14 protein-coding genes are annotated in these 16,646 nt (G+C 44.5%); 12 read left to right on the top strand and 2 right to left on the bottom strand.

The window, feature by feature from the left end; translation table 11 throughout:
- Positions 1-96: 96 nt before the first annotated feature.
- The 12 genes from galF (at position 97) to gndA (ending at position 15,330) form a co-directional block, all read left to right on the top strand.
- The gene (gene galF, locus FDW88_RS15675; protein ID WP_002434801.1) at positions 97-987 is read left to right on the top strand and encodes a UTP--glucose-1-phosphate uridylyltransferase GalF; all 891 of its coding nucleotides are present in this window, start codon (positions 97-99) and stop codon (positions 985-987) included.
- A 430-nt stretch (positions 988-1,417) separates the two neighbouring features.
- Positions 1,418-2,833, top strand: coding sequence for a mannose-1-phosphate guanylyltransferase/mannose-6-phosphate isomerase (locus tag FDW88_RS15680; RefSeq protein WP_137362912.1), 1,416 nt, complete (start codon positions 1,418-1,420; stop codon positions 2,831-2,833).
- A 14-nt stretch (positions 2,834-2,847) separates the two neighbouring features.
- On the top strand, positions 2,848-4,233 hold the full coding sequence (cpsG, locus tag FDW88_RS15685; RefSeq protein ID WP_032277571.1) for a phosphomannomutase CpsG: 1,386 nt from the start codon (positions 2,848-2,850) through the stop codon (positions 4,231-4,233).
- A gap of 13 nt (positions 4,234-4,246) precedes the next feature.
- Positions 4,247-5,371: a GDP-mannose 4,6-dehydratase gene (gene gmd, locus FDW88_RS15690; protein WP_137362910.1), complete on the top strand. Its 1,125-nt coding sequence runs from the start codon at positions 4,247-4,249 to the stop codon at positions 5,369-5,371.
- Positions 5,372-5,386: 15 nt separating this feature from the next.
- Positions 5,387-6,478 (top strand): DegT/DnrJ/EryC1/StrS aminotransferase family protein, encoded by a 1,092-nt coding sequence (locus FDW88_RS15695; protein WP_198527937.1) that lies wholly within the window; start codon positions 5,387-5,389, stop codon positions 6,476-6,478.
- Between the two features lie 46 nt (positions 6,479-6,524).
- Positions 6,525-7,307 (top strand): ABC transporter permease, encoded by a 783-nt coding sequence (locus tag FDW88_RS15700; RefSeq protein WP_063117173.1) that lies wholly within the window; start codon positions 6,525-6,527, stop codon positions 7,305-7,307.
- The gene (locus tag FDW88_RS15705; RefSeq protein WP_032277573.1) at positions 7,304-8,050 is read left to right on the top strand and encodes an ABC transporter ATP-binding protein; all 747 of its coding nucleotides are present in this window, start codon (positions 7,304-7,306) and stop codon (positions 8,048-8,050) included. The genes FDW88_RS15700 and FDW88_RS15705 overlap by 4 nt, the downstream gene beginning before the upstream one ends.
- Positions 8,047-10,362, top strand: a complete 2,316-nt coding sequence (locus FDW88_RS15710; protein ID WP_063100891.1) for a glycosyltransferase — start codon at positions 8,047-8,049, stop codon at positions 10,360-10,362. The genes FDW88_RS15705 and FDW88_RS15710 overlap by 4 nt, the downstream gene beginning before the upstream one ends.
- Positions 10,359-11,999, top strand: coding sequence for a glycosyltransferase (locus tag FDW88_RS15715; protein WP_061349207.1), 1,641 nt, complete (start codon positions 10,359-10,361; stop codon positions 11,997-11,999). The genes FDW88_RS15710 and FDW88_RS15715 overlap by 4 nt, the downstream gene beginning before the upstream one ends.
- A complete protein-coding gene (locus FDW88_RS15720; protein WP_061349206.1) occupies positions 11,986-12,609 on the top strand; it encodes a NeuD/PglB/VioB family sugar acetyltransferase in 624 nt (207 codons plus the stop codon). The genes FDW88_RS15715 and FDW88_RS15720 overlap by 14 nt, the downstream gene beginning before the upstream one ends.
- 9 nt (positions 12,610-12,618) lie before the next feature.
- Positions 12,619-13,725, top strand: coding sequence for a glycosyltransferase family 4 protein (locus tag FDW88_RS15725; RefSeq protein ID WP_063100893.1), 1,107 nt, complete (start codon positions 12,619-12,621; stop codon positions 13,723-13,725).
- 192 nt (positions 13,726-13,917) lie between these two features.
- The gene (gene gndA, locus FDW88_RS15730) at positions 13,918-15,330 is read left to right on the top strand and encodes an NADP-dependent phosphogluconate dehydrogenase (protein WP_043865109.1); all 1,413 of its coding nucleotides are present in this window, start codon (positions 13,918-13,920) and stop codon (positions 15,328-15,330) included.
- Positions 15,331-15,379: 49 nt separating this feature from the next.
- Here the strand turns inward: gndA and hisIE are convergent, their stop codons facing one another.
- Both hisIE and FDW88_RS15740 read right to left on the bottom strand, forming a co-directional pair.
- Entirely contained in the window at positions 15,380-15,991 is a 612-nt protein-coding gene (hisIE, locus tag FDW88_RS15735; RefSeq protein WP_002434833.1) for a bifunctional phosphoribosyl-AMP cyclohydrolase/phosphoribosyl-ATP diphosphatase HisIE, read from the bottom strand.
- The coding region (locus FDW88_RS15740; protein WP_137362911.1) for a HisA/HisF-related TIM barrel protein at positions 15,985-16,646 on the bottom strand (662 nt) is incomplete at its 5' end. The genes FDW88_RS15740 and hisIE, both read right to left, overlap by 7 nt.

Consider the following 16,646-nt stretch of genomic DNA (forward strand, 5'->3'; position numbering starts at 1 on the left):
TATCAGGAACTTGTTCGCACCTTCCTTAACAAAACGTGCTGGCGTCGGGGCGCGAAAAGACTATAATTCATCGACCATTTTGAGGTGGGATTGATAATGATTAATTTGAAAGCAGTAATTCCGGTTGCCGGCCTCGGCATGCATATGTTGCCTGCCACCAAAGCGATTCCGAAAGAGATGCTGCCTATCGTCGATAAGCCAATGATTCAATACATTGTTGACGAAATCGTGGCCGCCGGTATCAAAGAGATCGTGCTCGTCACTCACTCTTCTAAAAACGCGGTTGAAAACCACTTCGACACGTCTTACGAACTCGAAGCGCTGCTTGAACAACGCGTTAAGCGCCAACTTCTGGCTGAAGTGAAATCCATCTGCCCGCCGGGCGTGACCATCATGAACGTGCGTCAGGCGCAACCGCTGGGCCTGGGCCACTCCATTCTGTGTGCTCAGCCTGTCGTCGGTAATAATCCGTTCGTTGTCGTGCTGCCAGATATCATTCTGGATGATGCCTCCGCCGATCCTCTGCGTTACAACCTTGCCGCTATGGTGGCGCGTTTCCAGGAAACGGGCCGCAGTCAGGTTCTGGCTAAACGTATGGAAGGCGACCTTTCCGAGTACTCCGTGATTACCACTCAGGAGCCGCTGGATACGGAAGGTAAAGTTGCGCGCATCGTCGACTTCATCGAAAAACCCGATCAGCCTCAAACGCTGGCCTCCGACGTCATGGCGGTAGGGCGTTATGTGCTGTCTGCGGATATCTGGCCAGAGCTTGAGCGTACCGAGCCAGGCGCATGGGACCGTATACAGCTTACCGATGCGATTGCGGCGCTGAACAAAACCCATCCGGTTGAAGCGATGCTCATGACGGGCGAAAGCTATGACTGCGGTAAGAAAATGGGCTACATGAAAGCATTTGTGAATTATGGTCTTCGTAATCTGAAAGAAGGTCAAAAATTCCGCGAAAGTATTAAAAAGATGCTGTCGTAATCGGTTAGACGTGATTAAAAAAAGAACGGCTGCGGCGATTTTTGTGACGCAGCCGTTTGTTCATTAATCAGGCCTGACAAAAAACGGTACATAATTATCAATAGTTAAGTTAACATTAATCTTTTGTATATCTAACCGACGCTTTAGTGGTCTCTAAATGAAATTTGTCACATCGCCGCCACAACCTGTTTCATCCTCTCGCTGTTGCTTAACAGCAGGTGCCGTGCCCTTCGTAAAAAATTCCTGACGTTAATTCTCCCCGCCGTTTCCCCTAACGGACAGGATGATTTGCCAGAAAGTTTTACCGAGAGTACCAACAAACAACGAAGCCGTACGCGCTCTGGTTGCGATAGCCAGGGGCGGTAGCGTACTTCAAAGGACTATTTTTCGTTTTACTGCTTACAAAATCGTTAATGATAAGGATTGCAAAATGCTACTTCCTGTGATTATGGCCGGTGGGACCGGTAGTCGTTTATGGCCCATGTCACGTGAGCTGTATCCGAAACAGTTCCTTCGTTTGTATGGACAGCGTTCAATGCTGCAGGAAACAGTAGTGCGCCTGGATGGAATTAATGCCAGAGAGCCGGCGGTGATCTGTAATGATGAACACCGTTTTCTGGTGGCGGAACAGCTGAGGCAAATCAATAAGCTCTCGCATAATATCATTCTGGAGCCGGTAGGGCGGAATACCGCGCCTGCCATCGCCCTGGCTGCGTTGAGCGCCATTAAAAATGGTGATGATCCCATATTACTGGTGCTGGCCGCCGATCACATCATCAATAATAAACCCGCCTTTCATGCCGCGGTTAAAATCGCGTATGAGCATGCCCAGAAAGACAGTTTAGTGACGTTCGGTATTGTCCCGACCGGCCCGGAAACAGGCTACGGTTATATCCATCGTGGACAAAAAATTGCCGCAGAAGAAAACTCTCCTTTCAAAGTCAACCGTTTCGTTGAAAAACCCAATCGTGAAAAGGCGGAAGAATATATCAGTTCCGGCGAGTATTACTGGAACAGCGGTATGTTCATGTTCCGGGCTAAAAAATACTTAGCTGAACTGGAAAAATATCGCCCCGATATTCTTGAAGCGTGCAAATTGGCTATTCTCAATGCCAAAGACGGTGACGACTTTATTAATGTTGATAAAGAGCTGTTTGTTGCCTGCCCGGACGAGTCTGTTGACTATGCAGTGATGGAAAAAACCTCCGATGCCGTAGTGGTAAGCCTTGACGCGGACTGGAGCGATGTCGGTTCATGGTCAGCGCTTTGGGAAGTCAGCGATAAGGATCATCAGGGTAACGTGATTACGGGTGATACCTATCTGCATAACGCGAATAACTGCTACATCAATACCGATGAAAAGTTAGTTGCCGCGATTGGTGTTGAAAATCTGGTCATTATTAGCACCAAAGATGCCGTCCTCGTGGTGAATAAAGACCAGGTACAGGATGTTAAAAAAGTCGTTGAGCATTTAAAAGCGCAAAACAGAAGTGAATATAAGCGTCACAGGGAAATTTATCGTCCGTGGGGACGATGCGACGTAATTGTGCAAACGGAGCGATTCAATGTTAATCGAATAACAGTGAAGCCGGGTGCCGCATTCTCAATGCAAATGCACCATCATCGCACCGAGCACTGGGTAATTCTTTCAGGAACTGGCAAGGTGACTATTCAGGATAAGGTTTTCTTATTAACTGAAAACCAGTCGACCTTTATTCCTATTGGCTCACAGCATCGCCTGGAAAACCCAGGGAAAATTCCTCTTGAGTTATTAGAAATTCAGTCTGGTTCCTATTTGGGCGATGACGATATCATTAGAATTATTGACCAATATGGTCGTTGCTGATTTTAAGGATTTTTATGACATCACTATCTTGTTTTAAAGCATATGACATTCGGGGCAAATTAGGTACTGAGCTTAATGAAGATATCGCCTATCGAATTGGCCGGGCTTATGGTGAATTTTTAAAACCTAAAACCATCGTGGTAGGCGGCGACGTTCGTCACACCAGCGAAGCCTTAAAATTAGCCCTTGCGAAAGGCCTGATGGATGCCGGTACCGATATCCTGGACATTGGTTTATCCGGTACGGAAGAAATCTATTTCGCGACGTTCCATTTAGGCGTAGACGGCGGTATTGAAGTAACCGCCAGCCATAATCCAATGGATTATAACGGAATGAAGCTGGTGCGTGAAAATGCGAAGCCAATCAGTGGCGACACTGGCTTACGCGATGTTCAGCGTCTTGCGGAAGAGAATAACTTCGCTGCGGTTGATGAATCAAAACGGGGTTCTTATAAGCAAATTTCGGTGCTGGATGCCTACATCGATCATCTGATGGGCTACATTAACCTGGCGAATTTCACCCGACCGTTGAAATTAGTGATTAACTCCGGTAACGGCGCGGCAGGGCACGTTGTTGATGCCCTCGAAAAACGATTCCAGGAAGCCGGTGCTGCGGTCAGTTTTGTTAAGATCCACAATCATCCTGACGGTAATTTCCCGAACGGGATCCCTAACCCGTTATTGCCTGAATGCCGCGAAGATACGGCAAACGCCGTACGTAAACATAACGCTGATATGGGCGTTGCCTTTGACGGTGATTTCGATCGCTGCTTCCTGTTTGATGAAAAAGCGCAGTTTATCGAAGGGTATTACATCGTTGGCCTGCTGGCAGAAGCGTTCTTACAAAAAGAGAAAGGCGCGAAAATTATTCACGACCCTCGCTTGACCTGGAACACTGTCGATATCGTGACCAGAGCGGGCGGAACGCCGGTTGTCTCCAAAACGGGACACGCGTTCATTAAAGAGCGGATGCGTAAAGAAGATGCGATTTATGGCGGCGAGATGAGCGCCCACCATTATTTCCGTGATTTTTCCTATTGCGACAGCGGCATGATTCCGTGGTTGTTGGTTGCTGAATTATTAGCGACCACCGACCAGACGCTTTCGCAAAAATGCACCAACATGATAAATAATTTCCCCTGCAGCGGTGAAATTAATTATGTCGTCAAAGACGCAAAAGATCTGCTGGAAAAACTCGACCAGGAGTATGGGTCGATTTGTTCGAAAAAAGATTACCTGGATGGATTAAGTTTCGAGTTTGAGGACTATCGCTTTAATGTAAGGATTTCTAATACAGAGCCTTTATTAAGACTCAACGTAGAAACAAAAGGTAATCATGATTTGTTGAAATCAAAACTTGATTCAATCGATTCATTAATTGTTAGTTACAATGCTAAGTGAGTATGAGGAAATTATGAGTAAGAAAAAAGTAGCGCTTATTACTGGTGTCACTGGTCAAGATGGTTCTTACCTGGTCGAGTTTTTGCTTGAAAAAGGCTATGAAGTTCATGGCATCAAGCGTAGAGCGTCACAATTTAATACTCAGCGTGTTGATCATATCTATGAAGATCCTCATGAAAGTAACGTTAACTTCAAATTACATTATGGTGATCTGACCGATGCGTCTAACCTGACCCGCATCATCTCCGAAGTTCAGCCTGATGAAGTGTATAACCTGGGCGCGCAATCGCACGTTGCGGTGAGTTTCGAATCACCTGAATACACCGCTGACGTAGATGCCATCGGTACTCTTCGTTTACTCGAAGCGATCCGTTTCCTGGGTCTCGCCAAGAAAACCCGTTTCTATCAGGCATCCACTTCTGAGCTGTATGGCTTAGTGCAGGAAATCCCTCAGAAAGAAACCACGCCGTTCTATCCGCGCAGCCCGTATGCCGTGGCAAAAATGTACGCGTACTGGATCACCGTGAACTACCGCGAAGCTTACGGCATGTATGCCTGTAACGGTATTCTGTTTAACCACGAATCTCCGCGTCGTGGCGAAACCTTCGTAACCCGTAAAATTACCCGTGGTTTAGCGAATATCGCTCAGGGCCTATCCAAAAAACTGTATATGGGTAACCTGGATTCCTTACGCGATTGGGGCCATGCGCGCGATTACGTTAAAATGCAGTGGTTAATGCTGCAGCAGGAGCAACCGGAAGACTTCGTTATCGCGACGGGCGTTCAGCACAGCGTTCGCGAATTTATTACCATGGCTGCCAACGAGCTGGGTATTAAATTGCGCTTCGAAGGCACCGGCGTAGAAGAGAAAGGGATTATTGAATCAATCGAAGGCAATAAAGCACCTGCGCTGAAAGTTGGCGATGTGATTGTTGAAGTTGATCCGCAATATTTCCGCCCTGCCGAAGTAGAAACATTACTGGGCGACCCGACAAATGCACGTGTCAAACTGGGTTGGACGCCGGAAACCACTCTGAATGAGATGGTCAAAGAAATGGTTGAGCATGACTTCAACAATGCTCAGCAGCATGCTCTGTTAAAACAACATGGATTCGATGTTAACGTAAGTATCGAATAAGACGAGATCAGTTATATGAATATGATACCGGTTTATCAACCAAGTCTTAATGGGCGCGAAAAAGAGTACGTCATGCGCTGCCTGGACACGACTTGGATTTCTTCGCGTGGAGAATTTATAACCGAATTTGAAAAAGCTTTTGCCAAATATACCGGTGCTGAATACGCAACAACTGTTGCTAACGGCACCGTAGCTTTGCACTTAGCTTTGGAAGCGCTTGGAATCAAAAGCGGTGATGAAGTTATTGTTCCGACATTAACCTATATCGCTTCCGTAAACACCATCGTGCAGACTGGCGCTTCTGTGGTTTACGCTGAGTCAGTAGAAGACACCTGGAACGTGGATATCAGTGATATTGAAAAACGTATCACTGATAAAACCAAAGCCATCATGGTGGTTCATTTATATGGCTTGTCATGTGATATGGACGCCATTGTTAAGCTCTGCCAGGAACGTGGTATTTATCTGATCGAAGATTGTGCCGAGGCGTTTGGTTCCCGTTATAAAGGGCAACACGTCGGCACCTTTGGCGATGTCGCGACGTTCAGTTTCTTCGGCAACAAAACCATCACCACCGGCGAAGGTGGTATGGTGCTGTGCAAAGATAAAGACGTCTTTGATAAAGCCTGCCATCTGAAGAGCCAGGGCGTTTCCAAAGAGCGTGAATATTGGCACGACGTTATCGCGTATAACTACCGTATGACCAATATCTGCGCGGCGATTGGTCTGGCGCAGTTAGAACAGGCTGATGACATTCTTGAGAAGAAAAGAGCGGTTGCCGCTAGCTATAAAGCGAATCTTAAAGGCTTACCTTTATCATTCCAGGAAGAACCGGAAGGTTATTACCATAGCTACTGGATGTGCTCTATTCTGTTAGACAACGCAAGCGATCGACAAGGACTGCGGGCGTTTCTAAAAGAGAAAGGTGTCGAAACCCGACCACTTTTCCCACCCGCAAATACAATGCCACATGTTTTCAGCGACCAACATTTTCCGGTAGCTAGCACCTTGAGTGAGCGTGGGATCAACTTACCGAGCTTCCCTGCTCTTACTACACAGCAAATTACTTACATTTGTGATTTGATTAGAAGTTATTTTGATAATTAATCAAGCGCAGCGCCCACATTTGTGGGCGCTAAATTAAAGGTTTTACATGAATAGTTATCTTAAAGGTGTCTGGGAATCACGTTATTTTTGGATTCACCTGTCATTATCAGATTTACGTTCTCGCTGGCGGCGTTCGTTCTTTGGAGTATTATGGTCAATACTCCAGCCTTTAGGGATTACCATATTAATATCGATCGTTTTTGGTAAAATGTTTAATTCACCAATTACGACATATGCGCCGTACATCCTGTCTGGTATTTTGATTTGGGATTATCTGATCACATGTGTTACCGGTGGTTCTTTATCCTTTGTTCAAGCCGATGCTTACATTAAACAGTGTAATCATCCTTTAGCTATTTATACGCTCAGAACAGTTTGTACTGCGACGTTTATCCTGGGTTTGGCTAGCGTATCGTTATTAGGTTGGGTATTAGTCATCCTGCCGCATAACTTTGGCCTGTGCTGGATCGCAGCATTGTCTATCTTCCCTTTGCTTATCCTCTTAGCCTGGCCTCTGTCTACCATACTGGCTTATATTGGCGTCAGGTTCCGCGATGTCCCCCATGCATTAGCGCTTGTCATGCAAGGTTTATGGTTTATCTCACCTGTGTATTTCGAGACCAAAATATTCCGCTCAGGCGGCCTGCATGTGTTGATTGACTATAACCCTGTATATCATCTGTTACAGATTGTCAGGGCGCCTTTGTTACAAGGCGAATGGCCTACATTAGTTAACTATCAGTATGTTCTTGGTACAGCACTTGTTTTCATGGTCATTGCTGTTTTGATGGGTAGAAAGATGGAAAGAAAGGTGATTTTTTATTTATGAAAAACTCTATCAAGCTGCAAGATGTCAATCTTCATTATTCCTCTGTTGCCTATCAGGAACGTTCCTTAAAGTCTTTAATGGCGAATATCGTTAATAAAAAAAAACAACATAAAGTTTCTGATATTCATGCGTTAAAAGATATCACTCTGGAAATTAACGAGGGCGAAAGGGTAGGGTTACTTGGCCACAACGGTGCGGGTAAAAGTACTTTTTTGAAAACCGTAGCCGGTCTGTATCCTGTTTCCAGTGGTCATCTGGAAGTAACAGGTAAAGTGCGTTCGTTATTCGATCTCAGTCTGGGATTTGAGCCTGATGCAACCGGTCGGGAAAACATCCTGTACCGTGGGCTTCTTTTAGGCTTGTCGCCGAAATTCATGCGCAGCATTCAGGATGAAATTGTTGCGTTTGCGGACTTAGGCGAGTTTATCGATTACCCAATCAAAACGTATTCAGCCGGTATGCAAGTGCGGTTGGCCTTCGCCATTTCCACGTCAGTAGGCGGCAACATTTTGCTGCTCGACGAGGTTATTGGCGCTGGTGATGCCAACTTCATGATCAAAGCCAAAAAGAGAATTACTGCACTGATCGAACAAGCGGAGATCCTTGTACTGGCATCGCATGATTTTGGGACACTTAAGGAAATCTGCAATCGCGGTTTGCTTTTCCATAAAGGAAGCCTTGTATTTGATGGCCCTATTGCTGGTGCAATTGAAAAATATAAAGAAGTGAATCGTATATCATGAGTGATAAAAAAAGAGTGATGTGGTTGTTAAACCACACATCGGCAAGGAAATTTGAAATCCCCATGTTAAAGGCATGCGGAGTAGATGAAATATTTTTGCCGAAGTCTTTTCCTGCCGATCCCACATTCAGAAGCGCATCCATTGACTGGTCCGAAGATGAAAACCTGACCATACCAAAAGAGGATTTAGATATTCTAAATGCTTGTGATTGGTATACAGGCGCAACGCCAGAAGCCTGGAAAATTGCCAATAAATGGTTTGATGTCGTATTTTTCATTGCCTATGACGCAAGGTTGATAATTAATCTTACAAAATACTTTCATGGCATAATTATATATCGTGTTTATGGTCTGCCTTCAGATATAAATTACGGGAAGTTACTTAATTTTATTACCGAAGGTAAGATCGCCAATTATCTAAGAAGATTAGGTAACAGATTTATCTTTGGCATGGCTTATGATAATTTATCCAACCAAGAGCCCGATTTCCTGAAAAGAAGGGCGGTATATTTGCCGCTCGGTATGAGAGATGTTTCTGTAGAAGATAAATGGACAGGGAAAAATAAAAAAATTCTTTTTGTCTGTCCAGATATTGCTATAAATCCCTATTATAATAAAACGTATAAAGAGTTCGTTGATAACTTCTCAGAATTCGAGTATGTCATTTCTGGTGCCCAGCCTATCAAGGTAATGGATAAAAATGTACTGGGTTTTGTAGATTTTGAAACGCATAATGAAAATATGCGTGACTCAATGGTCATGTTTTATCATTCCAGCGAACCATATCATATTCATTACCATCCTTTCGAGGCCATAAAAAATGGCATGCCATTAATTTTTATGGCTAACGGTATGCTTGACAGGCTTGGAGGAAAGGATTTGCCGGGTCGTTGTACAAATATTGCCGATGCACGAAAGAAAATTAAAAGATTAATGGAGGGTGACAAAAAGTTTGCGTTGTCAGTTAAGCACTCTCAGGAAAAACTTCTCGATGCAATGAATTTCGAAAGCTTGTTACCGCATTGGGTTAGTGCTTTTAATTCCATCAATGGCATTAATTTAAATAATACCGTTTCGCTAAAAGAACAATATAAAGAAAAAAAGATTGCTGTTATTTTACCCGTAGGCTATCTGGGCGGTAGTTTAAGAGGTGCCATTTTAATCGCTAATGAATTATATGAAAATAGCGTTAAAAATAATGAACCGTGCAAAGTAATATTTTATCATGTCGATGATAAAATTTACCAGGACGATATGTTTGAGGATTTAAATCCTCGTATCGCTATCCGACCTTTCAAATGGAAAACGTTAGACCATGCGGAAGCCAATCGTAGCATGGAGTATGCTGGCTATGAGGGGTGGGAAATTAAAAACCATGAGTATTATATACCTGATGATGGTATTAACTATGGTTTCGACTGCGATCTATGGTTCATAATTTCTGATCGATTGGAAAAGCCTCTTCTCCCGGTTAAGCCTATTGTTATGATGGTTTATGATTATATTCAGAGAAGAAATAATCATATCAAAAATGAACTCAATAACCGCTTCATTGATGTCGCCCGTTCTGCTGATAAAGTACTTGTAACCACTCAGTTTACTTATAATGATGCATTACAATATGCAGGTATAAAAAAAGAAAAACTGTCCAAAGTGCCTATGCTTATTCCAAACTTCCTCTTCGATGAAAAGCATAGTGAAGAAACGGCTATTCTTGAGCAAAATAATTCTAACAAATCTTTAGGTGACTATTTTATTTGGCCAACAAATTCTAATCCACATAAACATATGGATAAGATATTCCAGGCCTTGAGAATCTATTATGACGTTTATAATGGTTCAATGAACTGTATCGTTACTGGCGTTAATACTGAGAAATTGCTTTCGGTTGAAGGCGAGCACGCTGTAGTTGCCAAAAAGCATTACAATGAATCGCGGTTGCTCAAAAAGAAAGTCAAGATGCAAGGTAACCTTTCTGATCTTGAATACAAAATTTTCTTAAAGAATGCTGGCTTTTTGTTGCATTCATCTCATGGCGATAACGGTACCTTCTCTGTTATCGAAGCAGCGATGTTTAATGTCCCATCTTTAGCAAATTCTTATCCAGCCATTCAAGAAATGGATAAAAATTATGAGCTGAATCTGACATACTTTGATGTGTTTGATGCGCATGATACTGCTAAAAAATTAAAATGGATGGAAGTTAACTTCAAAGATCTCAAAGCCATTTTACCAACACAAGAAAAATTGAGCCACCTGGCTTACAATAATCATGGCTTGAAATATTGGGAAGTGGTGAGAAACTTATTATGAATAAATATGGAATTTATATATGTTTTCCTCCAGGAGTGGATTTACGTCATGAAGGCCTGGGAAGATATCTGGCCGCCTTTATTAAGGGCGCAGAAAAAAAGGAAAATGTACAGTTTACATTGTTATGCCCTAGCTGGTCTGTCGATGATATATACAAATTATTTGAGAGTGAAGGGGTACCTTTAAAATTGGTGGATATAATATCCCCTAAAGGAACGCCTGTTATTTTAAATGTTTATAAATATATTACGGCATTAAAAAATAAGAAAAAAAAGAATAAAAAGAGTCTTCTTAACAGATTTATTAATCGTCTAAAGGCGCTACCGCCTAATATTTTAAGCGATTTTGAGAAACGAGTTTCCAGAGCTTACTCTGTAACTGATCTCATTCCCGTTATGCTTTATGGGATTTTGTTAGTCCTGTTAGTGTTAATTTTTACTCCATTTTATCTTGTGCTCCTTGGAGCCAGTATCCTGTTAAGAAAGATAAAAAGCTCGAGTAGCCTGTCTATCTTTAGGAGAATTAAAAGACGTGTCTCTGGTATCTTTTTCAGACCAAAGGATGATTCTTTAGTATTGAATCTATATGATGGAATGATTCAGGCAGAGACGGAGCGTATGCATACCATAATTGAATCTCTGAAAGATATTAAGGCCTGGTACTCTCCAACTGCGTTTTGGGATAGTTTTACTGCTATAAATGCCCCCAAAATGATGTGCGTACCCGACGTGGTACTAACCCAATTCCCGACTGCTTTTTCACAAATTGGCGGCGAAAGGGTACGATACACTTATAATAAAATCATTCAGGCAATCAACAAGAATGATTTTTTCGTTACGTACAGTAATGATGTGAAGCAAAAAACTCTCGTAGAACATTTCAATATCAATCCTGATAATGTTTATGTTGTGCCGCATGCGCCTAATCGACTTGATCAATGGCTGGATGTTATTGGTTTCCCGGATACCAAAGCGAGTTCTGATTTTTACGCTCAACAATTGATGCTGGTAGCGTTATCTAAACAAAAAAACGCTTATATCCAGGGCCTGGGCTCTGACTTTAAATTTATATTTTATGCCAGTCAGGCACGTCCTAATAAGAATATTATTACGTTATTAAAAGCATATAATTATCTTTTAAAAGAAAAATTCTGGGGGCATAAGTTAATCTTAACTTGCGGTTCAGACCATCTTTCAAGCATTTCTAATTTTATTAAAGAGAACCGTCTTGAGTATGATGTTCTTTTCCTCCACGGATTATCTATCCAGGAGTTAGCCGCGCTTTATAAAAGAGCGGATTTAGCCGTTAACCCAACCTTGAGTGAAGGTGGTTGCCCGTTCACCTTTACCGAAGCCCTATCCGTGGGCACCCCAGTCATTATGAGTCGCATTCCGGTTGCGGAAGAGGTATTAACCGATCCTGCCTTACAGGAAATGACTTTCTTTGATCCGTTGGACTGGAAATGTCTGGCCGATAAGATCCTTTGGGCTGTGGATAATTTAGATGAATTAAAAACGGTGCAAATGCAGACTTATAACCAGCTTATTCAACGTAACTGGGAAGATGTGGTTAATGAGCATATCGATGCGCTGGACGCAATTGCTGACAGAACACGGGTAACCTATGAGCACAGTTAACGGCATTGTTATCTGCGGCTTCGGAGGCCACGCCAGAAGCGTGGCTGACGTTGCCTGCTCTCTGGGCATCGCGAATCTCATTTTTGTCGATGATAATGCAGCTGATGGGGAAACCTTTTATGGTTTCCCTGTTTATAAAAATTTTCCTGAGCAGCTGCCAGAAGGTTGGGCAGCATTTCCCGCCTCAGGAAATAACGCGACGCGGTTGTCCCAAATCGCGATGCTGGAAGAATGGCACTGGCCTGTGTATACGATTATTTCAGCAACCGCGACCCTGGGTATCAATACTACAGTTGGTGCAGGCACTTTTATCGGACACCATTCTCATGTCGGCCCTAATACAACAATTGGTAAAGGCTGCATCATGAATACCGGCAGCATCACCGAGCATGATTGTAATGTGGGTGATTTCACCCATATTTCGATTGGTGCGCGTATTGCTGGTAAAACCCGGATTGGCTCACACTGTTTTATCGGCGCAGGCTCTGTCGTGATTGATGGTATTAAAGTCACTGACAAAGTGACTCTGGGCGCTAACGGTTGTATCGTCAAAGATATCGATGAGTCTGGCGTCTATGTGGGAACACCCGCCAGAATCATTAAAAATTAAGATAATTACATGAATGTATTGCATTTTTATAAAACGTACTATCCAGATTCTTTCGGGGGCGTTGAGCATGTTATTTTTCATCTTACCGAACTTAATCATATAAAAGATGTTGAATGTCAGATTTTATCTTTAAGCCGTGACCCTACAAAACCATACGTCAGCGGTAATAATGTCAATGTGGTAAAAGCTAAAGAGCTTGTTTCTATCGCCTCCACGCCATTTTCTTATGATGTAATTTATAAATTTAAAAAACTGGCGCAAAAAGCAGACATTATTCACTATCACTTTCCTTTCCCCTTTATGGACATGATCCATTTTCTTACGGATATTGATAAGCCGACGGTAGTGACCTATCACTCGGATATTATTAAGCAAAAAAATTTATTAAAGGTATATACGCCTTTGATGAACAGATTTCTTAAATCCGTATCTGCGATTGTGGCCACTTCACCAAATTATTTTAATACCAGCAAAACGCTTCAAAAATTCGCATCCAAAGTGAAGGTTATCCCTATTGGGATCGATGCAAATGCATATACGTTTGACGATGCATCGCGAGTGGAATACTGGAAGCAAAAGCTGCCGGCGAAGTTTCTCCTGTTTGTCGGCGCGCTACGTTACTATAAAGGCCTTGATATTCTTCTGGATGCGTTAAAGCAGAGCGCTGCTACCGTTGTCATTGTCGGAGCGGGGCCAAGCGAGCAAAGATTAAAAGAGAAAGCCAGAACGTTGGGCCTTGATAACATCATGTTCCTCGGCGGCGTTTCTGAAAAAGATAAATGCATCATTCTTAGTCTGTGTTATGGCGTGGTTTTCCCGTCCCATCTCAGAACAGAAGCTTTCGGCGTTTCACTACTCGAAGGAGCGCTTTTTTCGAAACCTATTATTTCCTGTGAGATCGGTACGGGCACAACGTATATTAATATCGATCGGGAAACCGGTTTAGTAGCTAAGCCTAATGATCCGCAAAGCCTTTGTGAAGTGATGGATGAATTATGGCAGGATGAAGAGCAGGCCAGAGAGTTTGGTATTAATGCCAAGAAACGATTTGAAAATTTGTTTACAGCAAAACACATGAACGAAGAATATTATCGGTTATATCGTTCATTACTTTAATTTTGGCTGCTTACCTTTTACGTATAATTATAAGCCATTAGTATCATTGTCTTTATTTGTTTTATTTAAATGAATCTGGATGTTTATTTACCAACATAAAGACTATCCCTACAGGCGAAGCCAGGTTAATATTTGGTAAATAACTCGTCAAAAATTTCGTTACTGATAAAAAACACCTGACAGGAGTAAATAATGTCCAAGCAACAGATCGGCGTTGTCGGTATGGCAGTGATGGGGCGCAACCTGGCGCTCAACATCGAAAGCCGTGGCTATACCGTATCCATTTTCAACCGCTCTCGTGAAAAAACCGAAGAAGTCGTTGCCGAGAACCCGGGCAAAAAACTCGTTCCTTACTATACCGTTCAGGAGTTCGTTGAGTCGCTCGAAACGCCGCGTCGTATCCTGCTGATGGTTAAAGCGGGCGCTGGCACTGATGCTGCTATCGACTCCCTGAAGCCATATCTCGATAAGGGTGACATTATTATTGATGGCGGTAATACCTATTACCACGACACCATTCGCCGTAACCGTGAGCTGTCTGCTGAAGGCTTTAACTTCATCGGCACCGGCGTTTCCGGTGGTGAAGAAGGCGCGCTGAAAGGCCCGTCCATCATGCCTGGCGGCCAGAAAGAAGCGTATGAACTCGTTGCCCCGATTCTGAAACAAATCGCTGCGGTTGCGGAAGATGGCGAACCTTGTGTGACTTATATCGGTGCTGATGGCGCGGGTCACTATGTGAAAATGGTTCACAACGGCATTGAATACGGCGATATGCAGCTTATCGCTGAAGCCTACTCCCTGCTTAAGCACGGCCTGAACCTTTCTAACCCGGAACTGGCAGATACCTTTACCGAATGGAATAAAGGTGAACTGAGCAGCTACCTGATCGACATCACCAAAGATATCTTCACCAAAAAAGATGAAAACGGTATCTACCTGGTGGATGTGATCCTGGACGAAGCCGCTAACAAAGGTACCGGTAAATGGACCAGCCAGAGCTCCCTGGATCTCGGCGAGCCGCTGTCTCTGATCACCGAATCGGTATTCGCACGTTACATTTCTTCTCTGAAAGAACAGCGCGTTGCGGCTTCTAAAGTGCTGAGCGGCCCTGAAGTTAAGCCGTTCACCGGTGATAAAGCGGAATTCGTCGAAAAAGTGCGCCGCGCACTGTATCTGGGCAAGATTGTTTCTTATGCACAGGGCTTCTCTCAGCTGCGTGCCGCATCGGAAGAAAACAACTGGAACCTGAACTACGGCGAGATTGCTAAAATCTTCCGTGCTGGCTGCATCATTCGCGCCCAGTTCCTGCAGAAAATCACCGATGCCTATGCAGAAAACCCGTCAATCGCGAACCTGCTGTTGGCCCCGTACTTCAAAAAAGCGGCGGACGATTACCAGCAAGCACTGCGTGATGTGGTTGCCTACGCTGTACAGAATGGCATCCCGACCCCGACGTTCTCAGCCGCTATCGCTTACTACGACAGCTACCGTGCAGCCGTACTGCCGGCTAACCTGATCCAGGCGCAGCGCGACTACTTTGGCGCACACACGTACAAGCGTACCGATAAAGAAGGTGTGTTCCACACCGAATGGCTGCAAGATTAATTTCTTTCAGGTAAATAAAAAGGCCGGTTATCCCGGCCTTTTTTACGTCTTATTTATGCCTTCCCCGCAAATTCTCAATCACCGCCCCAAGATCCAGTTCCTGATCCTGTAACAACACCAGCAGGTGATACATCAGGTCTGACGCTTCATTGGTCAGCTCTTCGCGATCGTTCACCGTTGCTGCCAGCGCCGTCTCCACGCCTTCTTCACCCACTTTCTGCGCAATACGCTTGGTTCCACTGGCATACAGCTTCGCCGTGTAGGAACTGGCCGGGTCAGCGTGTTTCCGCTCCGCCAGCAGCTGTTCAAGCTGATAGAGGAAGTGCCACTGGTGATGTACGTCGCCAAAGCAGCTTGAGGTGCCTTTATGGCAGGTCGGGCCAACTGGGTTAGCCAGCACCAGCAGGGTGTCGTTATCGCAATCCGGCGTGATGCTTACCACGTTCAGGAAATGGCCCGAGGTTTCGCCCTTGGTCCACAGACGCTGTTTAGTGCGCGAATAAAAAGTGACTTTGCCGGTTTCCTGCGTTTTATCCAGCGCTTCGCCGTTCATATAGCCCAGCATCAGCACTTCGCCGGATACGGCGTGTTGCACCACTACCGGCAACAGTCCGTCGGTCTTTTCGAAATCAAGCTGCGCGCGTTGCGTGTCAGTTAACATACCCGAATCTCCACTCCCTGTAGCGCCAGGAACGCTTTAAGTTCACCTATATTAATAATCTGTTTGTGGAATACCGAAGCGGCCAGCGCGCCGTCCACATCCGCGTCGCGAAACGCTTCTAAAAAGTGTTCCATCGTGCCCGCGCCGCCGGAGGCGATAAGCGGTACATGACAAACCTCGCGCACTTTTTTCAGCTGCGCCAGGTCGTAACCGTTACGCACGCCATCCTGGTTCATCATATTCAACACGATTTCCCCGGCGCCGCGCTTTTGAACTTCCTGCACCCACTCCAGGGTTTCCCATTGCGTAACACGGGTACGGCTTTCATCGCCGGTATACTGATTGACGTGATACTTGCCGGTTTGCTCATCGAACCAGGTATCAATCCCCACCACAATACACTGCACGCCAAAACGGTCAGCAAGGCGGGTGATCAGGTCAGGATCGGCCAGAGCAGGGGAGTTGACAGAAATTTTGTCTGCCCCGAAGGAGAGGATCTGCGCGGCGTCTTCCGGCGTTTTGATCCCGCCCGCGACACAGAAAGGAATATCCATCACTTCCGCAACACGTGACACCCAGCTTTTATCCACCACACGGCCATCACTGGACGCGGTAATGTCATAGAAGGGGTCGGTTCCGGCTGAGGGCGAAATGA

This window comes from Citrobacter sp. wls829 (genome assembly GCF_005280825.1).
GTDB classification, from domain to species: Bacteria; Pseudomonadota; Gammaproteobacteria; order Enterobacterales; family Enterobacteriaceae; genus Citrobacter; species Citrobacter gillenii.

What these genes read in the sequence shown, in the direction of transcription:
- galF (WP_002434801.1), top strand. Translation starts at nt 97, where the DNA reads ATGATTAATTTGAAAGCAGTAATTCCGGTTGCCGGCCTCGGCATGCAT.
- FDW88_RS15680 (WP_137362912.1), top strand. Translation starts at nt 1,418, where the DNA reads ATGCTACTTCCTGTGATTATGGCCGGTGGGACCGGTAGTCGTTTATGG.
- cpsG (WP_032277571.1), top strand. Translation starts at nt 2,848, where the DNA reads ATGACATCACTATCTTGTTTTAAAGCATATGACATTCGGGGCAAATTA.
- gmd (WP_137362910.1), top strand. Translation starts at nt 4,247, where the DNA reads ATGAGTAAGAAAAAAGTAGCGCTTATTACTGGTGTCACTGGTCAAGAT.
- FDW88_RS15695 (WP_198527937.1), top strand. Translation starts at nt 5,387, where the DNA reads ATGAATATGATACCGGTTTATCAACCAAGTCTTAATGGGCGCGAAAAA.
- FDW88_RS15700 (WP_063117173.1), top strand. Translation starts at nt 6,525, where the DNA reads ATGAATAGTTATCTTAAAGGTGTCTGGGAATCACGTTATTTTTGGATT.
- FDW88_RS15705 (WP_032277573.1), top strand. Translation starts at nt 7,304, where the DNA reads ATGAAAAACTCTATCAAGCTGCAAGATGTCAATCTTCATTATTCCTCT.
- FDW88_RS15710 (WP_063100891.1), top strand. Translation starts at nt 8,047, where the DNA reads ATGAGTGATAAAAAAAGAGTGATGTGGTTGTTAAACCACACATCGGCA.
- FDW88_RS15715 (WP_061349207.1), top strand. Translation starts at nt 10,359, where the DNA reads ATGAATAAATATGGAATTTATATATGTTTTCCTCCAGGAGTGGATTTA.
- FDW88_RS15720 (WP_061349206.1), top strand. Translation starts at nt 11,986, where the DNA reads ATGAGCACAGTTAACGGCATTGTTATCTGCGGCTTCGGAGGCCACGCC.
- FDW88_RS15725 (WP_063100893.1), top strand. Translation starts at nt 12,619, where the DNA reads ATGAATGTATTGCATTTTTATAAAACGTACTATCCAGATTCTTTCGGG.
- gndA (WP_043865109.1), top strand. Translation starts at nt 13,918, where the DNA reads ATGTCCAAGCAACAGATCGGCGTTGTCGGTATGGCAGTGATGGGGCGC.
- hisIE (WP_002434833.1), bottom strand. Translation starts at nt 15,991, where the DNA reads ATGTTAACTGACACGCAACGCGCGCAGCTTGATTTCGAAAAGACCGAC.